Genomic DNA, 18,485 nt, shown 5'->3' with positions numbered 1-18,485 from the left:
CGTTATGCCTAATGCTAAAAAAAATCAGAGGATTCAATAACCTATCGTAACAAATGAAAAATATTATATTCATAGGAGGAATTCACGGAAGTGGAAAAGGAACAATCTGCGAAACTCTGAAAAACAAAATAGATTTAATACATTTAACGGCTAGCGAAGTTTTAAAGTGGAATGAATTAAGTACCAAAGAAGAAAAATTAGTAACAAATATTAATGAAACTCAAAATCGACTTGTAATCAACTTAAATAAAATAGTTGAAGAAAATAAAACATATTTATTAGACGGTCATTATTGCTTATTAAACAATCATGGAAAACCCGAAAAAATTCCTATCCAAACTTTTAAAGATATTAATCCAAAAAAATTAATTCTTGTTATTGCTAATCCAGAAACAATTAAAAAACGTCTTGAAAAAAGAGATGCAAAGACATATGACATTGATATAATTGAGGAGTTTCAAAATCTAGAAATAAACTTTGCAACAGATATAAGCGAGATTTTAGAAATCCCACTTCATATAATAAATAGTGAACAATTAGAAATAGAAACCCTTTTATATTTTTTGAAATGAGAATACTTTTAGATACTAATATTATTGTACATAGAGAAGCCAGTAAAATATATAATCAAGATATTGGATTACTATTTAATTGGCTTGACAAAATGCACTTTGAAAAATGCGTTCATCCAGTATCTATTGATGAAATTTCAACTTATAAAGATGAGGATGTAGTCAATACAATGAAAGTTAAAATTGAAAACTATAATGTTTTAAAAACTATTTCTCCAGATTCAGAAGTAATTACACAATTAAGGTTAAGTGACAAATCAATTAATGACACGAACGACACCTCAATTTTAAATGAATTAGTAAATAATCGGGTAAATTACCTAATAACAGAAGATAAAGGCCTTCATAGAAAGGCAAAAGAACTAGGTATTTCTGATAAAGTTTACAAAATAGACTCTTTCATTGAAAAATTAGTTTTTGAAAATCCAGGTCTTTCCGACTACAAAGTACTTTCAGTTAAGAAAGAATACTTTGGAAATATAAATCTTAAAGATGATTTTTTCAATTCTTTTAAAGAAGATTATGCTGAATTTGAGAAGTGGTTTAATTCAAAAGCTGATAAGGAATCCTATATTTGTCTAGTAGAAAACGAAGTAAAAGCATTTTTGTTTTTAAAAATAGAAAATTCAGATGAAAACTACAGAGATATAATTCCTGCTTTCTCATCAAAGAAAAGATTAAAAATCGGAACATTCAAAGTTACATCTACTGGTTATAAGTTAGGTGAAAGATTCTTAAAGGTAATTTTTGATAATGCGCTAGTAAATAAAGTTGATGAAATATATGTTACAATTTTTGACAAAAGAGAAGAACAACAAAGACTGGTTAGTCTTTTAGAGGAATGGGGCTTCAAATATTGGGGAACAAAAGATACAACAAATGGAATTGAAAATGTTTATGTCAGGGATTTTTCAAAAACCATATTAGAAAATCCAAGAGAATGTTTTCCTTTTATTGACCGAAAATCACGAGTATTTATAAATCCGATATGGCCTGATTATCATACAGAATTATTTCCCGATTCGATACTTAATAATGAATCCCCACAGGATTATATAGAAAATGAACCACATAGAAATGCTTTAAAAAAAGTTTATATATCTCGGTCTTATACTAGAGATTTGAAACCCGGAGATATAATTTTATTTTATAGAACTGGTGGTAGATATGCAGGGGTTCTATCTACAATTGGTGTTGTTGAAAATGTGATATTAAATATATCGAATGAAGAAGATTTCATCAGATTATGTAGAAAGAGAAGCGTATTTGATGATAATGAATTAAAAAAATGGTGGAATTATAATAGATATAGCAGACCTTTTATTGTAAATTTTCTCTACGTTGATTCATTTCCAAAACCAAAAATTAATTTAGATAAACTAATTGAATTAGGGATCATAAAATCAATTAATGATGTACCAAGAGGTTTCGTTCAAATTGAAAAGATTAAATTTGAAGAATTTTTAAAAGAAGCAAAAGCAAATGAAAGTTATATTGTCGATTAAACCTTACTATGCAGAAAAAATCCTAAATGGAGAAAAGACATATGAACTTAGAAAATCAATATTTAAAGTTCCCAATATAAAAACCGTGATTATATATGCGTCTTCTCCAATTAGTAGAATAATTGGAGAATTTGAAATTGATGGAATAATTCACGAAGAAATTACAACACTTTGGAAAAAAACAAAAGAATTTAATGCTGTTGATAAAAGTTTTTTTGATGAATATTTTGCAAATAAAGAAAAAGGGTACGCTATAAAGATTAAGAACTTTAAACGATATAATAAAACCTATAATATTATGGAAAAATATGGTTTAACAGCTCCACAATCATTTTCATATACCGATAAATAAAAAAGCACTAGGCATAACACACGCTACAAGCAATTTGGGCATTTGGATTAATGGAAAAATTGGTTTGTATTTGAAAGATTTGGCAAATCCGAAAGATTACGCTGATTTAGCCCCAAACTTCTTGTAGCGCGGGGACGTTGTATGCTATTTATAAGAACCTGAATGGAAAGAGAAATTTTATTTACAGCAAGAAATACATACGATTCAGAATATAATTCAGGATTCAGTTGGCAAAACTATTTGGAATGGTCTAAACTTTATCAACTGAAAGAATTAGTTTCATTAGATGGGATTTTAAATGATTTATCCTTTATGCCAGATTTTGATTCTGAAACTGAATGGAAATATATTGTTACTGACCAAAATGTGGTTACTGTATTTTTCAATTCTGTTGATTACGTTTTGGAAAAAGTAAAAGACTTAAAATATTTTAATTTATTGGCGGTCATTAAAGAGCCTAAAAGCGAGAATGCTAATTTGAATTCTGAATATGATTTTATAGGTTATGATTTGGTCGAAAAAGATGGAGATGTTAGTGCGTTGACAAATTGTGGAGGTTTTGATGAAACATTTTTACCTCAAGAACTAAATCAATACGGACTAATTTCAGATTACAATAAAGCAAAAAAAGTTCAAATTGAACTGATTAAAAATAATCCCGAAGAACATCACGCAGATTGTTATCTATATGAAGTTTGGAGACATAAAACTATTGGGCGAAAATAAACAGCATACAACAGCTACTACAACGGATTTGGGCAATTGTCTTAATGGAAAGTTGGTTTTGTATTTGTGATGATTTGGCAAATCCGAAGAATGGGCTTAATTTAGTCCCAAACCCGCTGATTACTATGGCATTACCAAATAAAAATTCGTAAAAAAGCCATCTATTTTTTGCGAATAATTAATAACTTTGATTTAGGAAAAACAAAAAAGTCTTGCGAAGGGGAAGAGCATTTTTTTCTCTTTCCTTTCAAAAGAAATTTTATTTAATGTTTTTTTTACGCTACTTGTCTTTTTTCAAACATTTTGTTTTCTCTTATGCATGCACATACTCTATGTACAAGTTTGTTCCTAACATTGTTTATGATAAGCATCTTGTTTTTACCTTCTTCCACCTTTCGATTAAAATAATTTTTTAATTCAGGATCACTGGTAATTGCTGACAAGGCACACATATGAAGCTGTTTTTTTAATTTTTTGTTAGCCACATAATGGACTTTTGGTTTTGAGCGAATACTTTTCCCCGAGGTATGTTCAAAAGGTACAACACCTGCATAACAAGCCAGTTGGCGAGGAGTTGTATACATTGTAAATTCGTTTGTAAAACAAATCAAAAACAAAGCCGTTACTTTTCCGATGCCAATAACAGATGTGACAAGAGTGAAAATTCTAGAAATATTTTCATCGTCATTTATTGTTTTGTCCAATTGTTTTTCAATGTTTTTTAGATCCAAATCAATTCCCTTGATGGTGCTTTTCTGTAGTTTTTCAGAAAGTCTGGCTACTTCCAAATCAAAGGCTTTGAGTTCTTTTACATTTCGCAACAAAGAAGCTTTTGTTGCAACTAATTTTTCCCGCAGGGACAAAAGATTTCTCATTTTGTTGATTTCCATTCTGGGAGCATTAAAAATAACTGCTTCCTCCACATTTTTCATGGCATAAAAAGCAATTCTTTGGGCATCAACTTTGTCGTTTTTGCCTCTTTGAACCCCAATGCTGCGAATAATTTTCAGTGACATTTCGACCCAAAGTGAGAACTTTTCAATCATTAGACATTTGATTATTAACTTGCCGTACATTCCTGTGTGTTCTAAACAAACAAGCGTGTTTTCAAACGTGGAACCTTGTTCCTTGAGCCATTTGCAAAGGGACTTGATTCCTTTGTAATCATTTACAAACTGGCTGTGAATTGATTTTTCTTTATTTCTATCCAAAATTACTACGGCATCAAAATATTCTTTTGACACATCGATACCTAAAAAATGTTTAAATTTGCTCATAAGAAAAGATTTTAAGGATTAGCAACCAAATTATTGAACACACTCGTAACCTTGATAATAGGCCTTAAAACCTGAATTACTATTTGATGCTTGTTCAATATAAACTGACAAAGTCCTAATCAGCGGATAAGTCTAAAAACTTTGTAGTACCAATGGTGTACTTTGTCAGTTTGGCTGTTAATTTAAATTTACGAATAATTTATTATGCAAATCTAAAGGTAGTATCAGAACGTCAGGCTGTGAAAAAACTACTTTAAATTTAGAAAGTATTCGGAGGGCTGTCAAAGAAAAAACTCAAATATGAGATTCTCAGGAGGCAGATTTTAGTTTTTTCACAGACTGACGTTAGCAGTAACTTTTGCTCAAAAAATCGAAAAAATTTGAATTTAATACCAATTATTGGTATCTTTGGTAAAAATAAAAATCATGGCACGTAATACATCAATATTATTAGGAGACTATTTTGAAAACTTTATTAATGAACAAATATCTACAGGGAAATATAGTTCAGTAAGTGAAGTTGTTAGAACTGCTTTAAGAGTTTTTGAGCAAGAAGAAACTAAAACAAAATCTCTAATCAATGAACTAAAAATTGGTGAAAAGAGTAGTAAAATCAGAAATTTTGACCGTAATAAAAATCTTGAAATGCTAAAAGCTAATTTTCAAAAATAATGCCAAAGTATATAATTAGTGAAAAGGCATTAGAAGATATTAATAACATTTGGATTTATACGGCGGAAAATTGGTCTGTTGAACAAGCAGATCGATATTATAACTTAATCATTGACGAAATTGAATATATTGTCGATAATTTAGATATGGCTCATGACTTTGGAAAAGTTAGAAAATCATATCGATACTCAAAAGTAAAATCACATTTAATTTTCTTTAAAAAAGATAAAACAAATGAAATTGAAGTCGTTAGAGTTTTACACGAAAGAATGGATATTGAAAACCGATTAGCGGAATAAATAAAAAAAGCTACTGCTAACAGGTACAACGGATTTGAGCAATTGGCTTAATAGAAAGATGGTTTTGTATTTGGGATGATTTGGCAAATCCGAAGAATGGGCTTAATTTAACCCCAAACCCACTGATTACTATGGCATTACCAAATAAAAATTCGTAAAAAAGCCATCTATTTTTTGCGAATAATTAATAACTTTGGTTTAGGAAAAACAAAAAAGTCTTGCGAAGGGGAAGAGCATTTTTTTCTCTTTCCTTTCAAAAGAAATTTTATTTAATGTTTTTTTTACGCTACTTGTCTTTTTTCAAACATTTTGTTTTCTCTTATGCATGCACATACTCTATGTACAAGTTTGTTCCTAACATTGTTTATGATAAGCATCTTGTTTTTACCTTCTTCCACCTTTCGATTAAAATAATTTTTTAATTCAGGATCACTGGTAATTGCTGACAAGGCACACATATGAAGCTGTTTTTTTAATTTTTTGTTAGCCACATAATGGACTTTTGGTTTTGAGCGAATACTTTTCCCCGAGGTATGTTCAAAAGGTACAACACCTGCATAACAAGCCAGTTGGCGAGGAGTTCTATACATTGTAAATTCGTTTGTAAAACAAATCAAAAACAAAGCCGTTACTTTTCCGATGCCAATAACAGATGTGACAAGAGTGAAAATTCTAGAAATATTTTCATCGTCATTTATTGTTTTGTCCAATTGTTTTTCAATGTTTTTTAGACCCAAATCAATTCCCTTGATGGTGCTTTTCTGTAGTTTTTCAGAAAGTCTGGCTACTTCCAAATCAAAGGCTTTGAGTTCTTTTACATTTCGCAACAAAGAAGCTTTTGTTGCAACTAATTTTTCCCGCAGGGACAAAAGATTTCTCATTTTGTTGATTTCCATTCTCGGAGCATTAAAAATAACTGCTTCCTCCACATTTTTCATGGCATAAAAAGCAATTCTTTGGGCATCAACTTTGTCGTTTTTGCCTCTTTGAACCCCAATGCTGCGAATAATTTTCAGTGACATTTCGACCCAAAGTGAGAACTTTTCAATCATTAGACATTTGATTATTAACTTGCCGTACATTCCTGTGTGTTCTAAACAAACAAGCGTGTTTTCAAACGTGGAACCTTGTTCCTTGAGCCATTTGCAAAGGGACTTGATTCCTTTGTAATCATTTACAAACTGGCTGTGAATTGATTTTTCTTTATTTCTATCCAAAATTACTACGGCATCAAAATATTCTTTTGACACATCAACACCTAAAAAATGTTTAAATTTGCTCATAAGAAAAGATTTTAAGGATTAGCAACCAAATTATTGAACACACTCGTAACCTTGATAATAGGCCTTAAAACCTGAATTACTATTTGATGCTTGTTCAATATAAACTGACAAAGTCCTAATCAGCGGATAAGTCTAAAAACTTTGTAGTACCAATGGTGTACTTTGTCAGTTTGGCTGTTAATTTAAATTTACGAATAATTTATTATGCAAATCTAAAGGTAGTACCAGAACGTCAGTCTGTGAAAAAACCTCTTCAAATTTAGAAAGTATTCGGAGGGCTACCAAAGAAAAAACTCAAATATGAGATTCTCAGGAGGCAGATTTTAGTTTTTTCACAGACTGACGTTACCAGTCATTGAAAACACCCACAAAGCAAAATAACAACATTGAATGAAAACTATAATTTGCACAATAATCGCTATCACATCATTTCTGAGCTGTAAACCAGACAAAAAATGTTTAGATTTCAAAACAGGTAACTTCACATATGTTGACAAAAAAAAATTTCAGATTGGAAAGTTACTAGAAATGATACTTTACAAATAGAAACCAACATTACAAATGGAATAACAGTAGTAGGTTCTGTCAAATGGAAATCTGATTGTGAATATGAATTAATTTACATTAAAACTAGTCATCCCAAATTACAGAATATGATTGGAAAAAAAGTTGAAGTCACAATTACCAATATTCAAAACGATACTATAACGTACTTTGCTAAAGGTGATGGGAAACAAATGAAATCCAAAATGATAAAAACCAAATAAGTGAATGTAAATCAACGACTGGTAATCGAGTAGACGGCTCCGCTCCCAACGGAACGGAGTGCGCCTCTCACACCACCGAGCGTACGGGTCACGTACTCGGCGGTTCGCAAAAAGATGGATTAAGTTCGATGTAAACATCGGTTGATGATTGATAGCCTCTTGTTTTATATGACTATCCGCAACTTGTACCTTTTGTTTAATTACCTTATATTCGTGGCAGAATAAAAACTAAACAGTTATGAATTTGCGTAAATTCTTTGAAAAATATCCTGATGAAGCTTCTTGTATTGAAGGCTTCAAGAAAAAACGTCTTGAAATGGGTATTGTCTGCAAAAAATGCCAACACACAGAGCATTCTTTTCGTAAAACTGATTTAAAATTTCAATGTAAAAAGTGTGGTAGCCGAATTAGTCTTCGCTCAGGAACGGTAATGGAAAATTCGAATTTACCTTTCCAATATTGGATGCTTTGCATTGAACTTATGACGCTCTCAAAAAAGAGTTTTTCAGCATTAGAAATGCAACGTATCTTGGGGCACAAGCGTTATGAACCAATTTGGTTAATGATGCACAAAATACGCAGAGTAATGAGTAAACGTGATGAGAAATATAAATTGGAGGGTTGCATTGAATTTGACGAAGGATTCTTTGAAAGAGTTGACAACAAAGATGTTATAGACGACAAAGATGATAACAATGGTGACAATCCTAAACAAGGCAAAAGAGGTCGTGGGAGTGAAAGACAAGCAAAAGTGCTAGTGATGGTAGAATCTGAACCTAGTATTTCTGCGCCAAAAAAAGGAAAACCAAACAGGAAAGTAGGCTACTTGAAAATGGTTGTCATGGAGGATTTGAAGTCCGAAACAATTAATAAAGAGGTTCAGAAGTCAGTAGAAAAAACAGCTTCTGTACTCTCCGATGGCTATACAGGATATTCTAAACTAAAAGAAGTAATAGCAAAACATCAGGTTGTTGTAGAGCCTGACAAGAAGAAATCTGCAAAAGTTTTTCCTTGGGTAAATAGAACAATCAGTAATGCAAAGAAAGTGATTTTAGGAATCCACCACAATTGTATAAATCAACAATATGTACAAAATTATCTCGACGAGTTCTGTTACAAATTTAACAGAAGATATTTTGGAGATAGACTATCTCAGAGGCTTATGATTGCTGCCTTAGAAACAACTTGGTATTAGTTACGGATAGTCATGTTGTTTTAAGCGTTTCAAGGTAATGGTTGTGCTTAAAATAGTACTCTATGCAACTGCCCAACCGCCTTTCCTCGTTCTGCTCCAAGCATAGGCATGGTCTTGGTTAACGTCCAATCGTATGAGATTCTTTCTCTTTCTCTCGGTTTTTTTCCAGACCTACTTAAATTAGAAACCAAATTGCAGCGTTTGCAACGCGGTTAACTAAATTAGGAGCTTCTAATGGTTGACAAACATATAAACTCCACCAATTCTGCACCAAATAGAATACTAATTTGGATTAAAACATGTTCAAAAAATGGCTCTTTTAAAAAAAAATTAAAAAAACATCGATTCTGAAACGCTTGTTTCAAAAATAGTTTTACATTTGCAAAATAATATTTAAGTCTTATGGCTCGCTGTGTAGAATTTAACGAGGTCGAAAAAATTGAAAAAGCAATGAATGTCTTTTGGGAAAAAGGATATAATGCTACTTCAATGCAGGACTTAGTGGATGCTATGCAGATCAACAGAAGCAGTTTATACAATACCATTGGCGACAAACACCAATTATTTATGAAATGCATTGGCAATTATTTTGATAATGCGATGCAGGAAATAAAAGAAAAAGTAGCCAAGGAAACATCTGCCAAAGCAGCACTTATCAAAGTTATTACTGATAAAGCGGATTGGATCATTTCCTGCGACAAAGGCTGTTTGGGTATGAAAACGATTTTTGAAATTGCTCCTGATGACTGCATTGTCCGAAACGTAATGAGCAAAAACAATGATATTTTCATTGAATATATGGCTTCCATAGTTCAAAAAGTAATGGATGACGGCGAAATGGACGATACAGAAGATGCTTCATTAATGGCTGAATACATTGCAACCTCTTTTACTGGCTGGAAGCAATCGTATATTCTTCATGGAAATCCTATAAAAATTAAAAAAATGTCAGAATTCCTGATTAAAAATATATTTAAATAACGCTTTTTTTTACCTAAATTCTGAAACGTTTATTTCAGAAAACAATACACAATAAGCATACCTATTTTTAAATTACAGCATTGATTCTGAAACGATTATTCCAGAATTAATGCTTCGCTAAAACAATAACCTTTTAATAAAAAACACGATGAATTCTGAAACGATTATTCCAAAAAGCGCAATATCCAAGACCAATTTAAATCAAATTATAACCATGAAAAAAATCACACTTTTAAGCTTAATGGCTGTATTTTTAATCAGCTGTGCCGATAAACAGCAGGCACCTGCTGCTGCACCCGCTCCCCTCCTGCCTGTTATGGCAATAACTACCGAAACCACTACTACCGATACCGAATATCCTGCCGCTATACAAGGAACTGTGGATGTGGAAATCCGTCCGCAGGTAAGCGGAAATTTAGACCGCGTTTTGGTTGATGAAGGTGCTTATGTTGCTAAAGGGCAGACTTTATTCAAAATAAACGAACGTCCTTACCTTGAGCAATTAAACAATGCTTTGGCCAGTCTTCATGCGGCCGAAGCGTCTTATATCAACGCACAGCTTGAGGTTGATAAACTTACTCCTTTGGTTCAAAACAAAGTGGTTTCTGATTATCAGTTGAAATCGGCTAAAGCTTCTCAAAAAATTGCTGCTGCCAATATCGAACAGGCCAAAGCAATTGCTGCATCAGCAAAAATCAATTTAGGATATACCAATATTACAGCTCCCGTAAATGGCTACATCGGAAGATTGCCGAAAAAACAAGGAAGCTTGGTTTCTGCAACAGATATTGACGCACTAACAACCCTTTCGGATGTTCAGGAAGTGTATGCTTATTTTTCGCTGAGTGAAACTGACTTCATCCAATTTAAATCAAAATATGCAGGAAACAGCATTGGCGACAAAATAAAAAAACTGCCTCCGGTTACTTTGATATTAGCTGATAACAGCGCTTATCCGCAAACAGGGAAAATCGATATGGTGGATGGACAATTTGACAAAACCACTGGAGCTATTACTGTAAGAGCAAAATTCTCCAATCCATACAAAACTTTGCGTTCGGGAAATACAGGGAAAATCCGTTTAGGATTGGAGCATGATGATGCGATTTTGGTTCCGCAATCGGCTACCATAGAAATGCAGGATAAAGTTTTTGTCTTTACCGTTAGCAAAGAAAACAAGGTTACCAAAATGCCTATCACAGTTATTGGTAAAAGCGGTGCTAACTACCTCATCAAAGACGGCGTAAAATCGGGAGACCAAATCGTATTAAGCGGTATCGACAAACTTCAGGAAGGGCAATTAATTCAGCCTGAAAAATCAGCAACTAAAATTGCTCAAATCATTAACAAAAAATAATTTTCACAGATGTTCAAAATATTTATACAAAGACCCGTACTGGCAACCGTTATCTCCATTCTGCTGGTGATATTAGGTGTACTTGGACTTACGAAATTGCCTTTACAACAGTTTCCCGATATTGCGCCTCCATCGGTTTTGGTCACGGCGGTTTATCCGGGAGCCAACGCAGAAACGGTTTTGCGTTCTGTTGCACCATCGCTGGAAGAATCTATAAATGGTGTGGAGAATATGACTTACATGAGCTCCACGGCCAGTAATGACGGAACTTTAGCGATTACAGTTTTCTTTAAATTGGGAACTGATGCCGATCAGGCAGCTGTTAATGTGCAGAACAGAGTGGCTCAGGCAACAAGCCAATTGCCTGCCGAAGTGATACAGCAAGGTGTTATTACTGCCAAACAGCAAAACAGTTTTATCATGGCAATCGGTATGTTTACCGAAGATGAGTCCAAATACGACCAGACGTTTGTTGCCAATTATGCCCAAATTAATATTATTCCAGAAATCAAGCGTATTCCGGGTGTTGGTGCTGCCAGTATTTTTGGAGGTGTAAAAGATTACTCTATGCGCGTTTGGCTGAATCCAACTCAAATGTCCACTCATAATGTGACGCCAAATGAAGTTATGGCAGCGATTCAGGACAAAAGTTTGGAAGCTGCTCCTGGTAAATTTGGAGAAAGAAGTACCGAAGTTTTCGAATATGTAATTAAATACAAAGGAAAACTGACCAAACCTGAAGATTATCAGAATATTGCCATCCGTTCCAATGCTGACGGTTCTATACTTCGATTAAAAGATGTCGCAAGAGTTGAACTTGGCGCCTACTCCTACAACAGTTTAACGCGTTTAAATGGTAAAAAAGGAATCGTAATTGGTGTGATTCAGCTGGCGGGTTCTAATTCGAATGATATTCAGATTGCGATTAACAAATTGATGGTTAAAGCCTCCAAAGATTTTCCTGCTGGAATAAAACACAATATTTTCTACAGCACAAAAGTTTCTCTGGATCAGTCCATTGAACAGGTGGAGCATACTTTGCTTGAAGCTTTTATATTGGTATTTATCGTTGTATTTATCTTTCTTCAGGATTTTAGATCGACTTTAATCCCTGCAATTGCTGTTCCGGTAGCGATTCTAGGAACGTTCTTCTTCATGCAGTTATTCGGATTTTCGATAAACCTTTTAACGCTTTTCGCTTTAATCTTGGCCATTGGTATTGTGGTCGATGATGCCATTGTCGTCGTCGAAGCCGTACATGCCAAAATGGAACATAAACATCTGTCTCCAAAAATAGCAACACACGAGGCGATGCACGAAATTACCGGAGCGATTATTTCGATTACGCTCGTAATGGCTGCGGTATTCCTGCCGGTTGGTTTTATGGAAGGTTCAACAGGGGTTTTCTATCGTCAGTTTGCGTTCACTATGGCAATTGCGATTGTAATTTCAGCTGTAAACGCTTTGACATTGAGTCCTGCCCTAGCCGCTTTGTTTTTGAAAGACAATCACGCTAACGGGGAAACTCTTTATGAGAAAAAAGGATTTAAAGAAAAATTCTTTACCGGATTCAATAATAGTTTTGAATCGTTAACCAACCGTTACGTTGGCGGACTAAAATTCTTAATTCGTAATAAATGGGTTAGTTTAGGTGGATTGGCTTTAATTACAATTGCAACTATTGTAATGGTAAAAACAACTCCTTCAGGATTTATCCCAACAGAAGATCAAGGATTTATTGCCATTGCAGTGAACACTCCTTCGGGAACTTCTCTAGACGGAACTCAAAAAGTAATGACTAAAGCTGAAAATACTTTAAGAGGTTTGGAATCTTCAAGATTTGTGACTGCTATTTCAGGTTTCAACTTATTGACAAATTCTACAAGCCCGTCATCGGCAGTGGTTTTTGTATTGCTTAAACCAAATGAAGAACGCGGCAGCATTAAAAATATTGATGAAATAATGAATCAGGTTCGTGGCAAATTAGGCGCGATTTCTGAAGGCAGTTTCTTTGTATTTAGTTTCCCAACAGTACCCGGTTTTAGTAATGTTGAGGCATTGGATTTAGTATTACAGGATAAAACAGGCGGTAAACTGGATAAGTTCAGCGGAATTTCGCAGACATTCATCGGAGAATTAATGAAACGCCCAGAAATTGCTGTCGCCTTTACCAGTTTCAAAGCTGATTATCCACAATTGCAATTAGACATTAATGACGAGAAAGCTGATCAATTGGGCGTAAAAGTAAAAGACATACTGCAGACTATGCAGGCTTATTTTGGTAGTGCTCAAGCATCCGACTTTAACCGATTTGGGAAATATTACAGAGTGGTTGTCCAGGCAGATATTGCCGACAGAGCAGATCCGACAGCTATTGACCGCGTATTTGTAAAAAACAAAAACGGCGAAATGGTTCCGATAAATACTTTGGTAAAACTAAGCCGTATTTATGGCTCTGAAACCGCTTCAAGATACAATTTGTTCAATTCTATTTCGGTGAATGCGATTCCGAAACCTGGATTTAGTTCTGGAGACGCCATCAAAGCGATCGAGGAAGTTGCAAAACAGCAACTACCTGCAGGTTACAGTTATGAATTCTCAGGACAAACCCGCGAAGAGATTTCTTCAGGAGGACAATCAACTACGATTTTCCTATTGTGTTTGATATTCATTTACTTCCTGCTTGCCGCACAGTACGAGAGTTACATTTTGCCTTTGGCAGTAATCTTCTCCATTCCAGCTGGAATCTTTGGAGTATTTGTAGCCATTGGCTTGACTGGAATCGAAAATAACATTTATGTGCAGGTTGCCTTGGTAATGCTTATCGGACTGCTCGCCAAGAATGCGATTCTGATTGTAGAGTTTGCAGTTCAAAAAAGAAAATCAGGACAGCCATTAGTCAAAGCATCAATAGACGCTGCAAAACTGCGTTTACGACCAATTATCATGACATCACTGGCTTTCGTAGTTGGATTAATTCCAATGATGTACGCCACAGGTCCATCGGCTCAGGGTAACCACTCTATTAGTATTGGTGCCGCCGGAGGAATGGTTTCGGGAGTAATTCTAGGATTGTTAATCATCCCGGTTTTATTCATCGTATTCCAATATTTACAAGAAAAAGTTACTGGAAAACCAGTAGCTGTGACTCATAACTACGAAAATAAAAATGGAAAATTACATCACAACAATTCTGGTGACAATAATCATCAGCCTCACGTACATAGCGTATAAAGTGTCAAAAGATCTTGAAAGTAAAAAAGATACCTGTCCAGAAATTTAATAATAAAATCAAGATTACAACTAACCCGTTGAGTATGATTCTATACAAATGAAAAATGAACCACATAGACACATAGATTTAATGACGAGCATAAAGAATGAATAGAAATAGCACTATTTTTCACATAGACGGACTATGTGAGAAGTGGAGCGTCTATTAGACTCTTTTTAATCCCTATAAATTCTATGTTTCTATGTGTTTAAAAATAAATTTAATTACGAAAAAGTAAAAATGAAAAATTATATAACCAAAATCGTGATGATCGCCATTTTGATCACCACAATAATATCCTGTACTGTTTCTAAGGATATTGAAACACCAAAAGATGCATTTCCTGAGAATTTCAGGAATGCATCGGTTTCAAAAGATACTGCAAGCATCGGTGATTTGGAGTGGAAAAATTTCTTTACAGAAAAAGATATTATTCAGCTGATTGACAGCGCTGTGGTCAGAAATAACGATTTGCAGATCGCTACTAAAAACATTGAAATTGCGCAATACAGATTCACACAATCCAAATGGGGAAATGTACCGCAAGCTAATTTATTTGTGAATGCCAGTACGAGCAATCCGTCAGACAATAGTTTTACCGGAATGAACCTGAATCAGGCTTTAGGCCAAAAACATATTGAAGATTATTCAACAGGAGTTTCACTTTCCTGGGAAGCTGATATCTGGGGTAAAATCAGAAGCCAGAAAAAAGGAGCTTTCGCTAGTTATCTTCAATCGGAAGAAGTGAAAAAAGCATTGCAGACGACTGTTGTGGCGAATGTTTCAAATGGCTATTACAATCTTTTGATGCTGGACGCTCAATTAGAAATCGCCAAGAAAAACGTGCAGTTAATTGACAGTACCACCACTATCATCAAATTGAAATTTGATGCCGGACAGGTAACTTCATTAGCAATTCAGCAATCGGAGGCGCAGAAATTAAATGCGGCTCAGTTGGTTCCTTTATTGGAACAAAACATTGCAATTCAGGAGAATGCTTTGAGCGTATTAACGGGTTCATTCCCAAATTCGAAAAAAAGAAACATTGCTCTTAGTGCAGTTGAAGTGAAAAATAATGCTTCAATTGGAATTCCTTCTTCAATAGTAAGCAGAAGACCTGATGTGAAAAGCGCTGAATTGGCTCTGAAAACTGCGAATGCAAATGTTGGAATTACAAAAGCCGATTTGTATCCTGCATTAAGAATAACAGCTCAAGGCGGTTTAAATTCGTTTGAAACAAGCAATTGGTTCAATATTCCTGCTTCCTTATTCGGAACTGTTGCGGGAGGTTTAACACAGCCTTTATTGAATAATAAAAAGCTAAAAACGCAATACAATATTGCTGTAGCCGAAAGAGAAAAAGCAGTTTTAAATTTCAGACAATCGGTTTTAGTAGCAGTTAGTGAAGTATCTGATGCATTGGTAAAAGTAGAAAAACTGCAGCAACAAGAATCGTTTTTACAGGAACGTGTAAAGACTTTGCAACTAGCCATTAAAAATGCTAAAATGCTATTCAAAAACGGAATGGCAGAGTATTTGGAAGTGCTGTCTGCACAGGCCAATTTACTGCAAAGCGAATTAGAACTGGCCAACATAAAAAGAGAACAACTTTCTGCCAATACCGAATTATATCGTGCATTGGGCGGAGGCTGGAGATAATATTTCTAAACATAAACTCGTTTATTATTATTTTTTGAATGATGGCAAAAAAGCAAAATGTTTCCTTTTAGCCCCGATAGAAGTGAAAATCCTTTGTGGGCTGGAGTTCAGCCCACAAAGATTACTTCACTATACTTTTATTTTCATATGAGTTCAGTGAACTTCGTTTGTAACGGAAAGCGGGACAACTGTTGATAAAATATCAAATGTTTCTGCTCCTAAAAATTAATAATAAAGTTCAGATTTTAAATTCACGAAACAAATTAACAATCTAAAATATAAACAGTTATGAGTACAACTAATTTATTTACGCCTTTCCACCTTAAGACGCTAAATCTTAAAAATAGAATTGTAATGGCGCCTATGACGCGTTCCTTTTCTCCAAACGGAATTCCTACTGATGAAGTAGCTTCTTACTATCAAAAAAGAGCCGAAGGTGAAGTTGGCTTAATATTATCTGAAGGGACTGTTATAGACAGGCCTTCATCATCCAATGATGCCAATGTTCCTCACTTTTATGGCGATGAAGCACTAAAAGGGTGGAAAAAAGTAATCGATGAAGTTCATACTGGCGGAGGTCAAATGGGACCGCAAATCTGGCACATGGGAATTATGGCTAATCATCATTCGGGCTGGGTTCCTCCAGTTCCTTTTGAAGGCCCATCTGGATTATACAAATCTGATTTCAATAACGGTAATACAATGTCTGAAAAAGCTATTGAAGACACTATTATTGCTTTCGGAAAAGCAGCTGCTGACGCTAAAAGATTAGGTTTTGATACTATCGAAATTCACGGTGCGCACGGTTATTTAATTGACCAGTTCTTTAATCCTGAAACCAATTTACGCACGGATATTTATGGCGGAAAAACATTGAAGGAACGCAGTCGTTTTGCAATTGAAGTAGTGAAAGAAATCAGAAAACAAGTAGGAAACGATTTTGCTGTGATTATGCGTTTCTCTCAATTCAAACCTTCTGATTACAATTATAAACTAGCGAAAACACCTCAGGAATTAGATGCCTGGCTTACGCCTCTTGTGGATGCCGGAGTTGATATTCTGCATTGTTCACAGCGCCGTTTCTGGGAACCCGAATTTGAAAAATCGGATTTAAATTTTGCGGGATGGGCAAAAAAAGTAACTGGAACTCCGACCATTACCGTTGGTTCTGTTGGACTTTCTGGTGATTTCTTTGGTGCTTTTGCCGGCGAAAGTTCAGAGCCTGCCTCTTTGGATGAACTGACAAGACGTTTCGATAGAGGCGATTTTGATTTAGTTGCCGTCGGAAGACCTTTACTTTCTGACCCAAATTGGACTGCAAAAATAAAATCCGGAAAAACTGATCAGCTTGTAGGATTCAGTAAAGAAGCTTTGAGTGAATTGATTTTAGAATAAATTTTACAGACAAACAAACTGTTTCAGCATCTTAGTGGGAGCTGGCTAAAAATACCCTTTTTTTATTATTTAATTTGATGGACGCTGTAAGACTTCGGTTTTACAGCGTTTTTTTTTCATTTAGTTTTTAGAAATAATTATCAAAAAACATAAATAGCAAAGGCTTGAATTATGTAACTGTTTTAAAGAATTATGTAAAGCAATTCCATAAAAAGTGAAATATATTTGAGCATAACTCTAAAACTTCATTTTATGCCGTTAGTTACCGTATTGCTAGTATTAATTGTTATAGGCGTCCTTCTTTGGCTTGTTAACACCTATATCCCTATGGATTCTAAAATCAAAAATATCTTTAACATCGTTGTTGTAATCTTTGTAATTATCTGGCTGCTCAAAGTATTCGGGATTTTTGATAATCTGATGAGTGTACATGTGTAAAGTAAATCTCTTAGCACGTTATAAAAAAACTGAAGCATGAAAAAACAATCCTTTAAAAATCACATTCGATATTATACACCTCATCATTTTATTTATTATCCGATTATAATGACATTGCTGGTTTTTAGTGTGTGTTTTATTTTCACATCCCAAGACCAATTGATTTGGAGTTTTATCAGTGCCGTTTTTATTGTTTTGTTTTTTCTTGCTTTTATAATGCGTCAGCATTATGCACTGATTTTACAGAACCGTATTGTGCGTCTGGAACTTCGATACCGCTATTTTTCTCTTACGGGAAAAAGACTGGAGAATTTTGAACATCGGTTAAAAGATGAACAATTGTATGCTCTACGTTTTGCTCCCGATGATGAACTGGAGGGGCTCATCAAAAAAACACTTTATAAAAAACTGTCAAGCATTGAAATAAAAAAAGCGATTGAACACTGGAAGGGAGATTATGCAAGAGTTTAAATAAAATCAAGAGATGGACATACATTCACAGCTTATATGGCTTTTTACGCTTGCAATCCCTATTGCCTGTATCAGCTGGACTGTTACACACGAAGAAATATTTAGGGAGCCAAGAGATTGGTGCCTTAAATGTTCCCAAAATAAACGTAACGTTATTGCCCGCAAATTCTTTTATCTTTTTACCTGCGAATACTGTTTCAGTCATTACGTCACTATTTTTTTTGTCGCTGTCTGCAACTATACATTATTGTAGCCGGATTGG

General features: G+C 34.5%; 16 protein-coding genes. 14 read left to right on the top strand and 2 right to left on the bottom strand.

The features are described 5' to 3' along the window. Positions 1-53 precede the first annotated feature (53 nt). From CLU83_RS03480 to CLU83_RS03465, 4 genes are all read left to right on the top strand, one after another. Entirely contained in the window at positions 54-572 is a 519-nt protein-coding gene (locus CLU83_RS03480; protein WP_100430329.1) for an ATP-binding protein, read from the top strand. Further along, positions 569-2,077 (top strand): PIN domain-containing protein, encoded by a 1,509-nt coding sequence (locus CLU83_RS03475; RefSeq protein WP_100430328.1) that lies wholly within the window; start codon positions 569-571, stop codon positions 2,075-2,077. Before CLU83_RS03480 ends, CLU83_RS03475 begins: the two co-directional genes overlap by 4 nt. Continuing rightward, positions 2,055-2,429 carry an ASCH domain-containing protein gene (locus CLU83_RS03470; protein ID WP_100430327.1) on the top strand — a complete coding sequence of 125 codons (375 nt, stop codon included), beginning with the start codon at positions 2,055-2,057 and terminating at the stop codon, positions 2,427-2,429. Before CLU83_RS03475 ends, CLU83_RS03470 begins: the two co-directional genes overlap by 23 nt. Positions 2,430-2,591: 162 nt before the next feature. Beyond that, on the top strand, positions 2,592-3,155 hold the full coding sequence (locus tag CLU83_RS03465) for a hypothetical protein (RefSeq protein WP_100430326.1): 564 nt from the start codon (positions 2,592-2,594) through the stop codon (positions 3,153-3,155). Positions 3,156-3,430: 275 nt separating this feature from the next. Here the strand turns inward: CLU83_RS03465 and CLU83_RS03460 are convergent, their stop codons facing one another. Further along, the gene (locus CLU83_RS03460) at positions 3,431-4,432 is read right to left on the bottom strand and encodes an IS110 family transposase (protein ID WP_100430195.1); all 1,002 of its coding nucleotides are present in this window, start codon (positions 4,430-4,432) and stop codon (positions 3,431-3,433) included. Positions 4,433-4,858: 426 nt separating this feature from the next. On the opposite strand from CLU83_RS03460, the gene CLU83_RS03455 reads away from it, so the two are divergent. Together CLU83_RS03455 and CLU83_RS03450 are read left to right on the top strand one after the other, a co-directional pair. Beyond that, positions 4,859-5,104, top strand: coding sequence for a type II toxin-antitoxin system ParD family antitoxin (locus CLU83_RS03455; protein WP_100433598.1), 246 nt, complete (start codon positions 4,859-4,861; stop codon positions 5,102-5,104). Continuing rightward, entirely contained in the window at positions 5,104-5,403 is a 300-nt protein-coding gene (locus CLU83_RS03450; RefSeq protein ID WP_100430325.1) for a type II toxin-antitoxin system RelE/ParE family toxin, read from the top strand. The genes CLU83_RS03455 and CLU83_RS03450 overlap by 1 nt, the downstream gene beginning before the upstream one ends. Positions 5,404-5,684: 281 nt before the next feature. Here CLU83_RS03450 and CLU83_RS03445 read toward each other — a convergent pair whose 3' ends face one another. Next, the gene (locus CLU83_RS03445) at positions 5,685-6,686 is read right to left on the bottom strand and encodes an IS110 family transposase (protein WP_100430324.1); all 1,002 of its coding nucleotides are present in this window, start codon (positions 6,684-6,686) and stop codon (positions 5,685-5,687) included. A gap of 1,005 nt (positions 6,687-7,691) precedes the next feature. On the opposite strand from CLU83_RS03445, the gene CLU83_RS03440 reads away from it, so the two are divergent. The 8 genes from CLU83_RS03440 to CLU83_RS03405 all read left to right on the top strand — a co-directional run bounded on the left by CLU83_RS03440 (position 7,692) and on the right by CLU83_RS03405 (position 18,223). Continuing rightward, positions 7,692-8,648 (top strand): IS1595 family transposase, encoded by a 957-nt coding sequence (locus CLU83_RS03440; protein WP_100430323.1) that lies wholly within the window; start codon positions 7,692-7,694, stop codon positions 8,646-8,648. Positions 8,649-9,050: 402 nt separating this feature from the next. Beyond that, complete coding sequence (locus CLU83_RS03435) at positions 9,051-9,629, top strand: TetR/AcrR family transcriptional regulator (RefSeq protein ID WP_100430322.1); 579 nt, start codon at positions 9,051-9,053, stop codon at positions 9,627-9,629. 148 nt (positions 9,630-9,777) lie between these two features. Continuing rightward, entirely contained in the window at positions 9,778-10,986 is a 1,209-nt protein-coding gene (locus tag CLU83_RS03430; RefSeq protein WP_100430321.1) for an efflux RND transporter periplasmic adaptor subunit, read from the top strand. A gap of 9 nt (positions 10,987-10,995) precedes the next feature. Then, positions 10,996-14,220, top strand: a complete 3,225-nt coding sequence (locus CLU83_RS03425; protein ID WP_232726956.1) for an efflux RND transporter permease subunit — start codon at positions 10,996-10,998, stop codon at positions 14,218-14,220. Between the two features lie 280 nt (positions 14,221-14,500). Then, entirely contained in the window at positions 14,501-15,919 is a 1,419-nt protein-coding gene (locus CLU83_RS03420) for a TolC family protein (protein ID WP_100433597.1), read from the top strand. A gap of 288 nt (positions 15,920-16,207) precedes the next feature. Further along, complete coding sequence (locus tag CLU83_RS03415; RefSeq protein ID WP_100430320.1) at positions 16,208-17,314, top strand: NADH:flavin oxidoreductase; 1,107 nt, start codon at positions 16,208-16,210, stop codon at positions 17,312-17,314. 252 nt (positions 17,315-17,566) lie between these two features. After that, on the top strand, positions 17,567-17,752 hold the full coding sequence (locus tag CLU83_RS22720; RefSeq protein ID WP_100430319.1) for a Thivi_2564 family membrane protein: 186 nt from the start codon (positions 17,567-17,569) through the stop codon (positions 17,750-17,752). A gap of 36 nt (positions 17,753-17,788) precedes the next feature. Next, on the top strand, positions 17,789-18,223 hold the full coding sequence (locus CLU83_RS03405) for a DUF6526 family protein (protein ID WP_100430318.1): 435 nt from the start codon (positions 17,789-17,791) through the stop codon (positions 18,221-18,223). Positions 18,224-18,485: the final 262 nt, after the last annotated feature.

Origin of the sequence: Flavobacterium sp. 1 (genome assembly GCF_002797935.1) — a bacterium.
Lineage (GTDB): Bacteria > Bacteroidota > Bacteroidia > Flavobacteriales > Flavobacteriaceae > Flavobacterium.
The sequence above is the reverse complement of the archived record's forward strand: the minus strand, read 5'-3'. Positions and strand labels throughout refer to the sequence as shown.

Bases quoted from the DNA above. Each gene is read 5' to 3' on its own strand.
- CLU83_RS03480 (WP_100430329.1), top strand. From the start codon at position 54: ATGAAAAATATTATATTCATAGGAGGAATTCACGGAAGTGGAAAAGGA.
- CLU83_RS03475 (WP_100430328.1), top strand. From the start codon at position 569: ATGAGAATACTTTTAGATACTAATATTATTGTACATAGAGAAGCCAGT.
- CLU83_RS03470 (WP_100430327.1), top strand. From the start codon at position 2,055: ATGAAAGTTATATTGTCGATTAAACCTTACTATGCAGAAAAAATCCTA.
- CLU83_RS03465 (WP_100430326.1), top strand. From the start codon at position 2,592: ATGGAAAGAGAAATTTTATTTACAGCAAGAAATACATACGATTCAGAA.
- CLU83_RS03460 (WP_100430195.1), bottom strand. From the start codon at position 4,432: ATGAGCAAATTTAAACATTTTTTAGGTATCGATGTGTCAAAAGAATAT.
- CLU83_RS03455 (WP_100433598.1), top strand. From the start codon at position 4,859: ATGGCACGTAATACATCAATATTATTAGGAGACTATTTTGAAAACTTT.
- CLU83_RS03450 (WP_100430325.1), top strand. From the start codon at position 5,104: ATGCCAAAGTATATAATTAGTGAAAAGGCATTAGAAGATATTAATAAC.
- CLU83_RS03445 (WP_100430324.1), bottom strand. From the start codon at position 6,686: ATGAGCAAATTTAAACATTTTTTAGGTGTTGATGTGTCAAAAGAATAT.
- CLU83_RS03440 (WP_100430323.1), top strand. From the start codon at position 7,692: ATGAATTTGCGTAAATTCTTTGAAAAATATCCTGATGAAGCTTCTTGT.
- CLU83_RS03435 (WP_100430322.1), top strand. From the start codon at position 9,051: ATGGCTCGCTGTGTAGAATTTAACGAGGTCGAAAAAATTGAAAAAGCA.
- CLU83_RS03430 (WP_100430321.1), top strand. From the start codon at position 9,778: ATGAATTCTGAAACGATTATTCCAAAAAGCGCAATATCCAAGACCAAT.
- CLU83_RS03425 (WP_232726956.1), top strand. From the start codon at position 10,996: ATGTTCAAAATATTTATACAAAGACCCGTACTGGCAACCGTTATCTCC.
- CLU83_RS03420 (WP_100433597.1), top strand. From the start codon at position 14,501: ATGAAAAATTATATAACCAAAATCGTGATGATCGCCATTTTGATCACC.
- CLU83_RS03415 (WP_100430320.1), top strand. From the start codon at position 16,208: ATGAGTACAACTAATTTATTTACGCCTTTCCACCTTAAGACGCTAAAT.
- CLU83_RS22720 (WP_100430319.1), top strand. From the start codon at position 17,567: ATGCCGTTAGTTACCGTATTGCTAGTATTAATTGTTATAGGCGTCCTT.
- CLU83_RS03405 (WP_100430318.1), top strand. From the start codon at position 17,789: ATGAAAAAACAATCCTTTAAAAATCACATTCGATATTATACACCTCAT.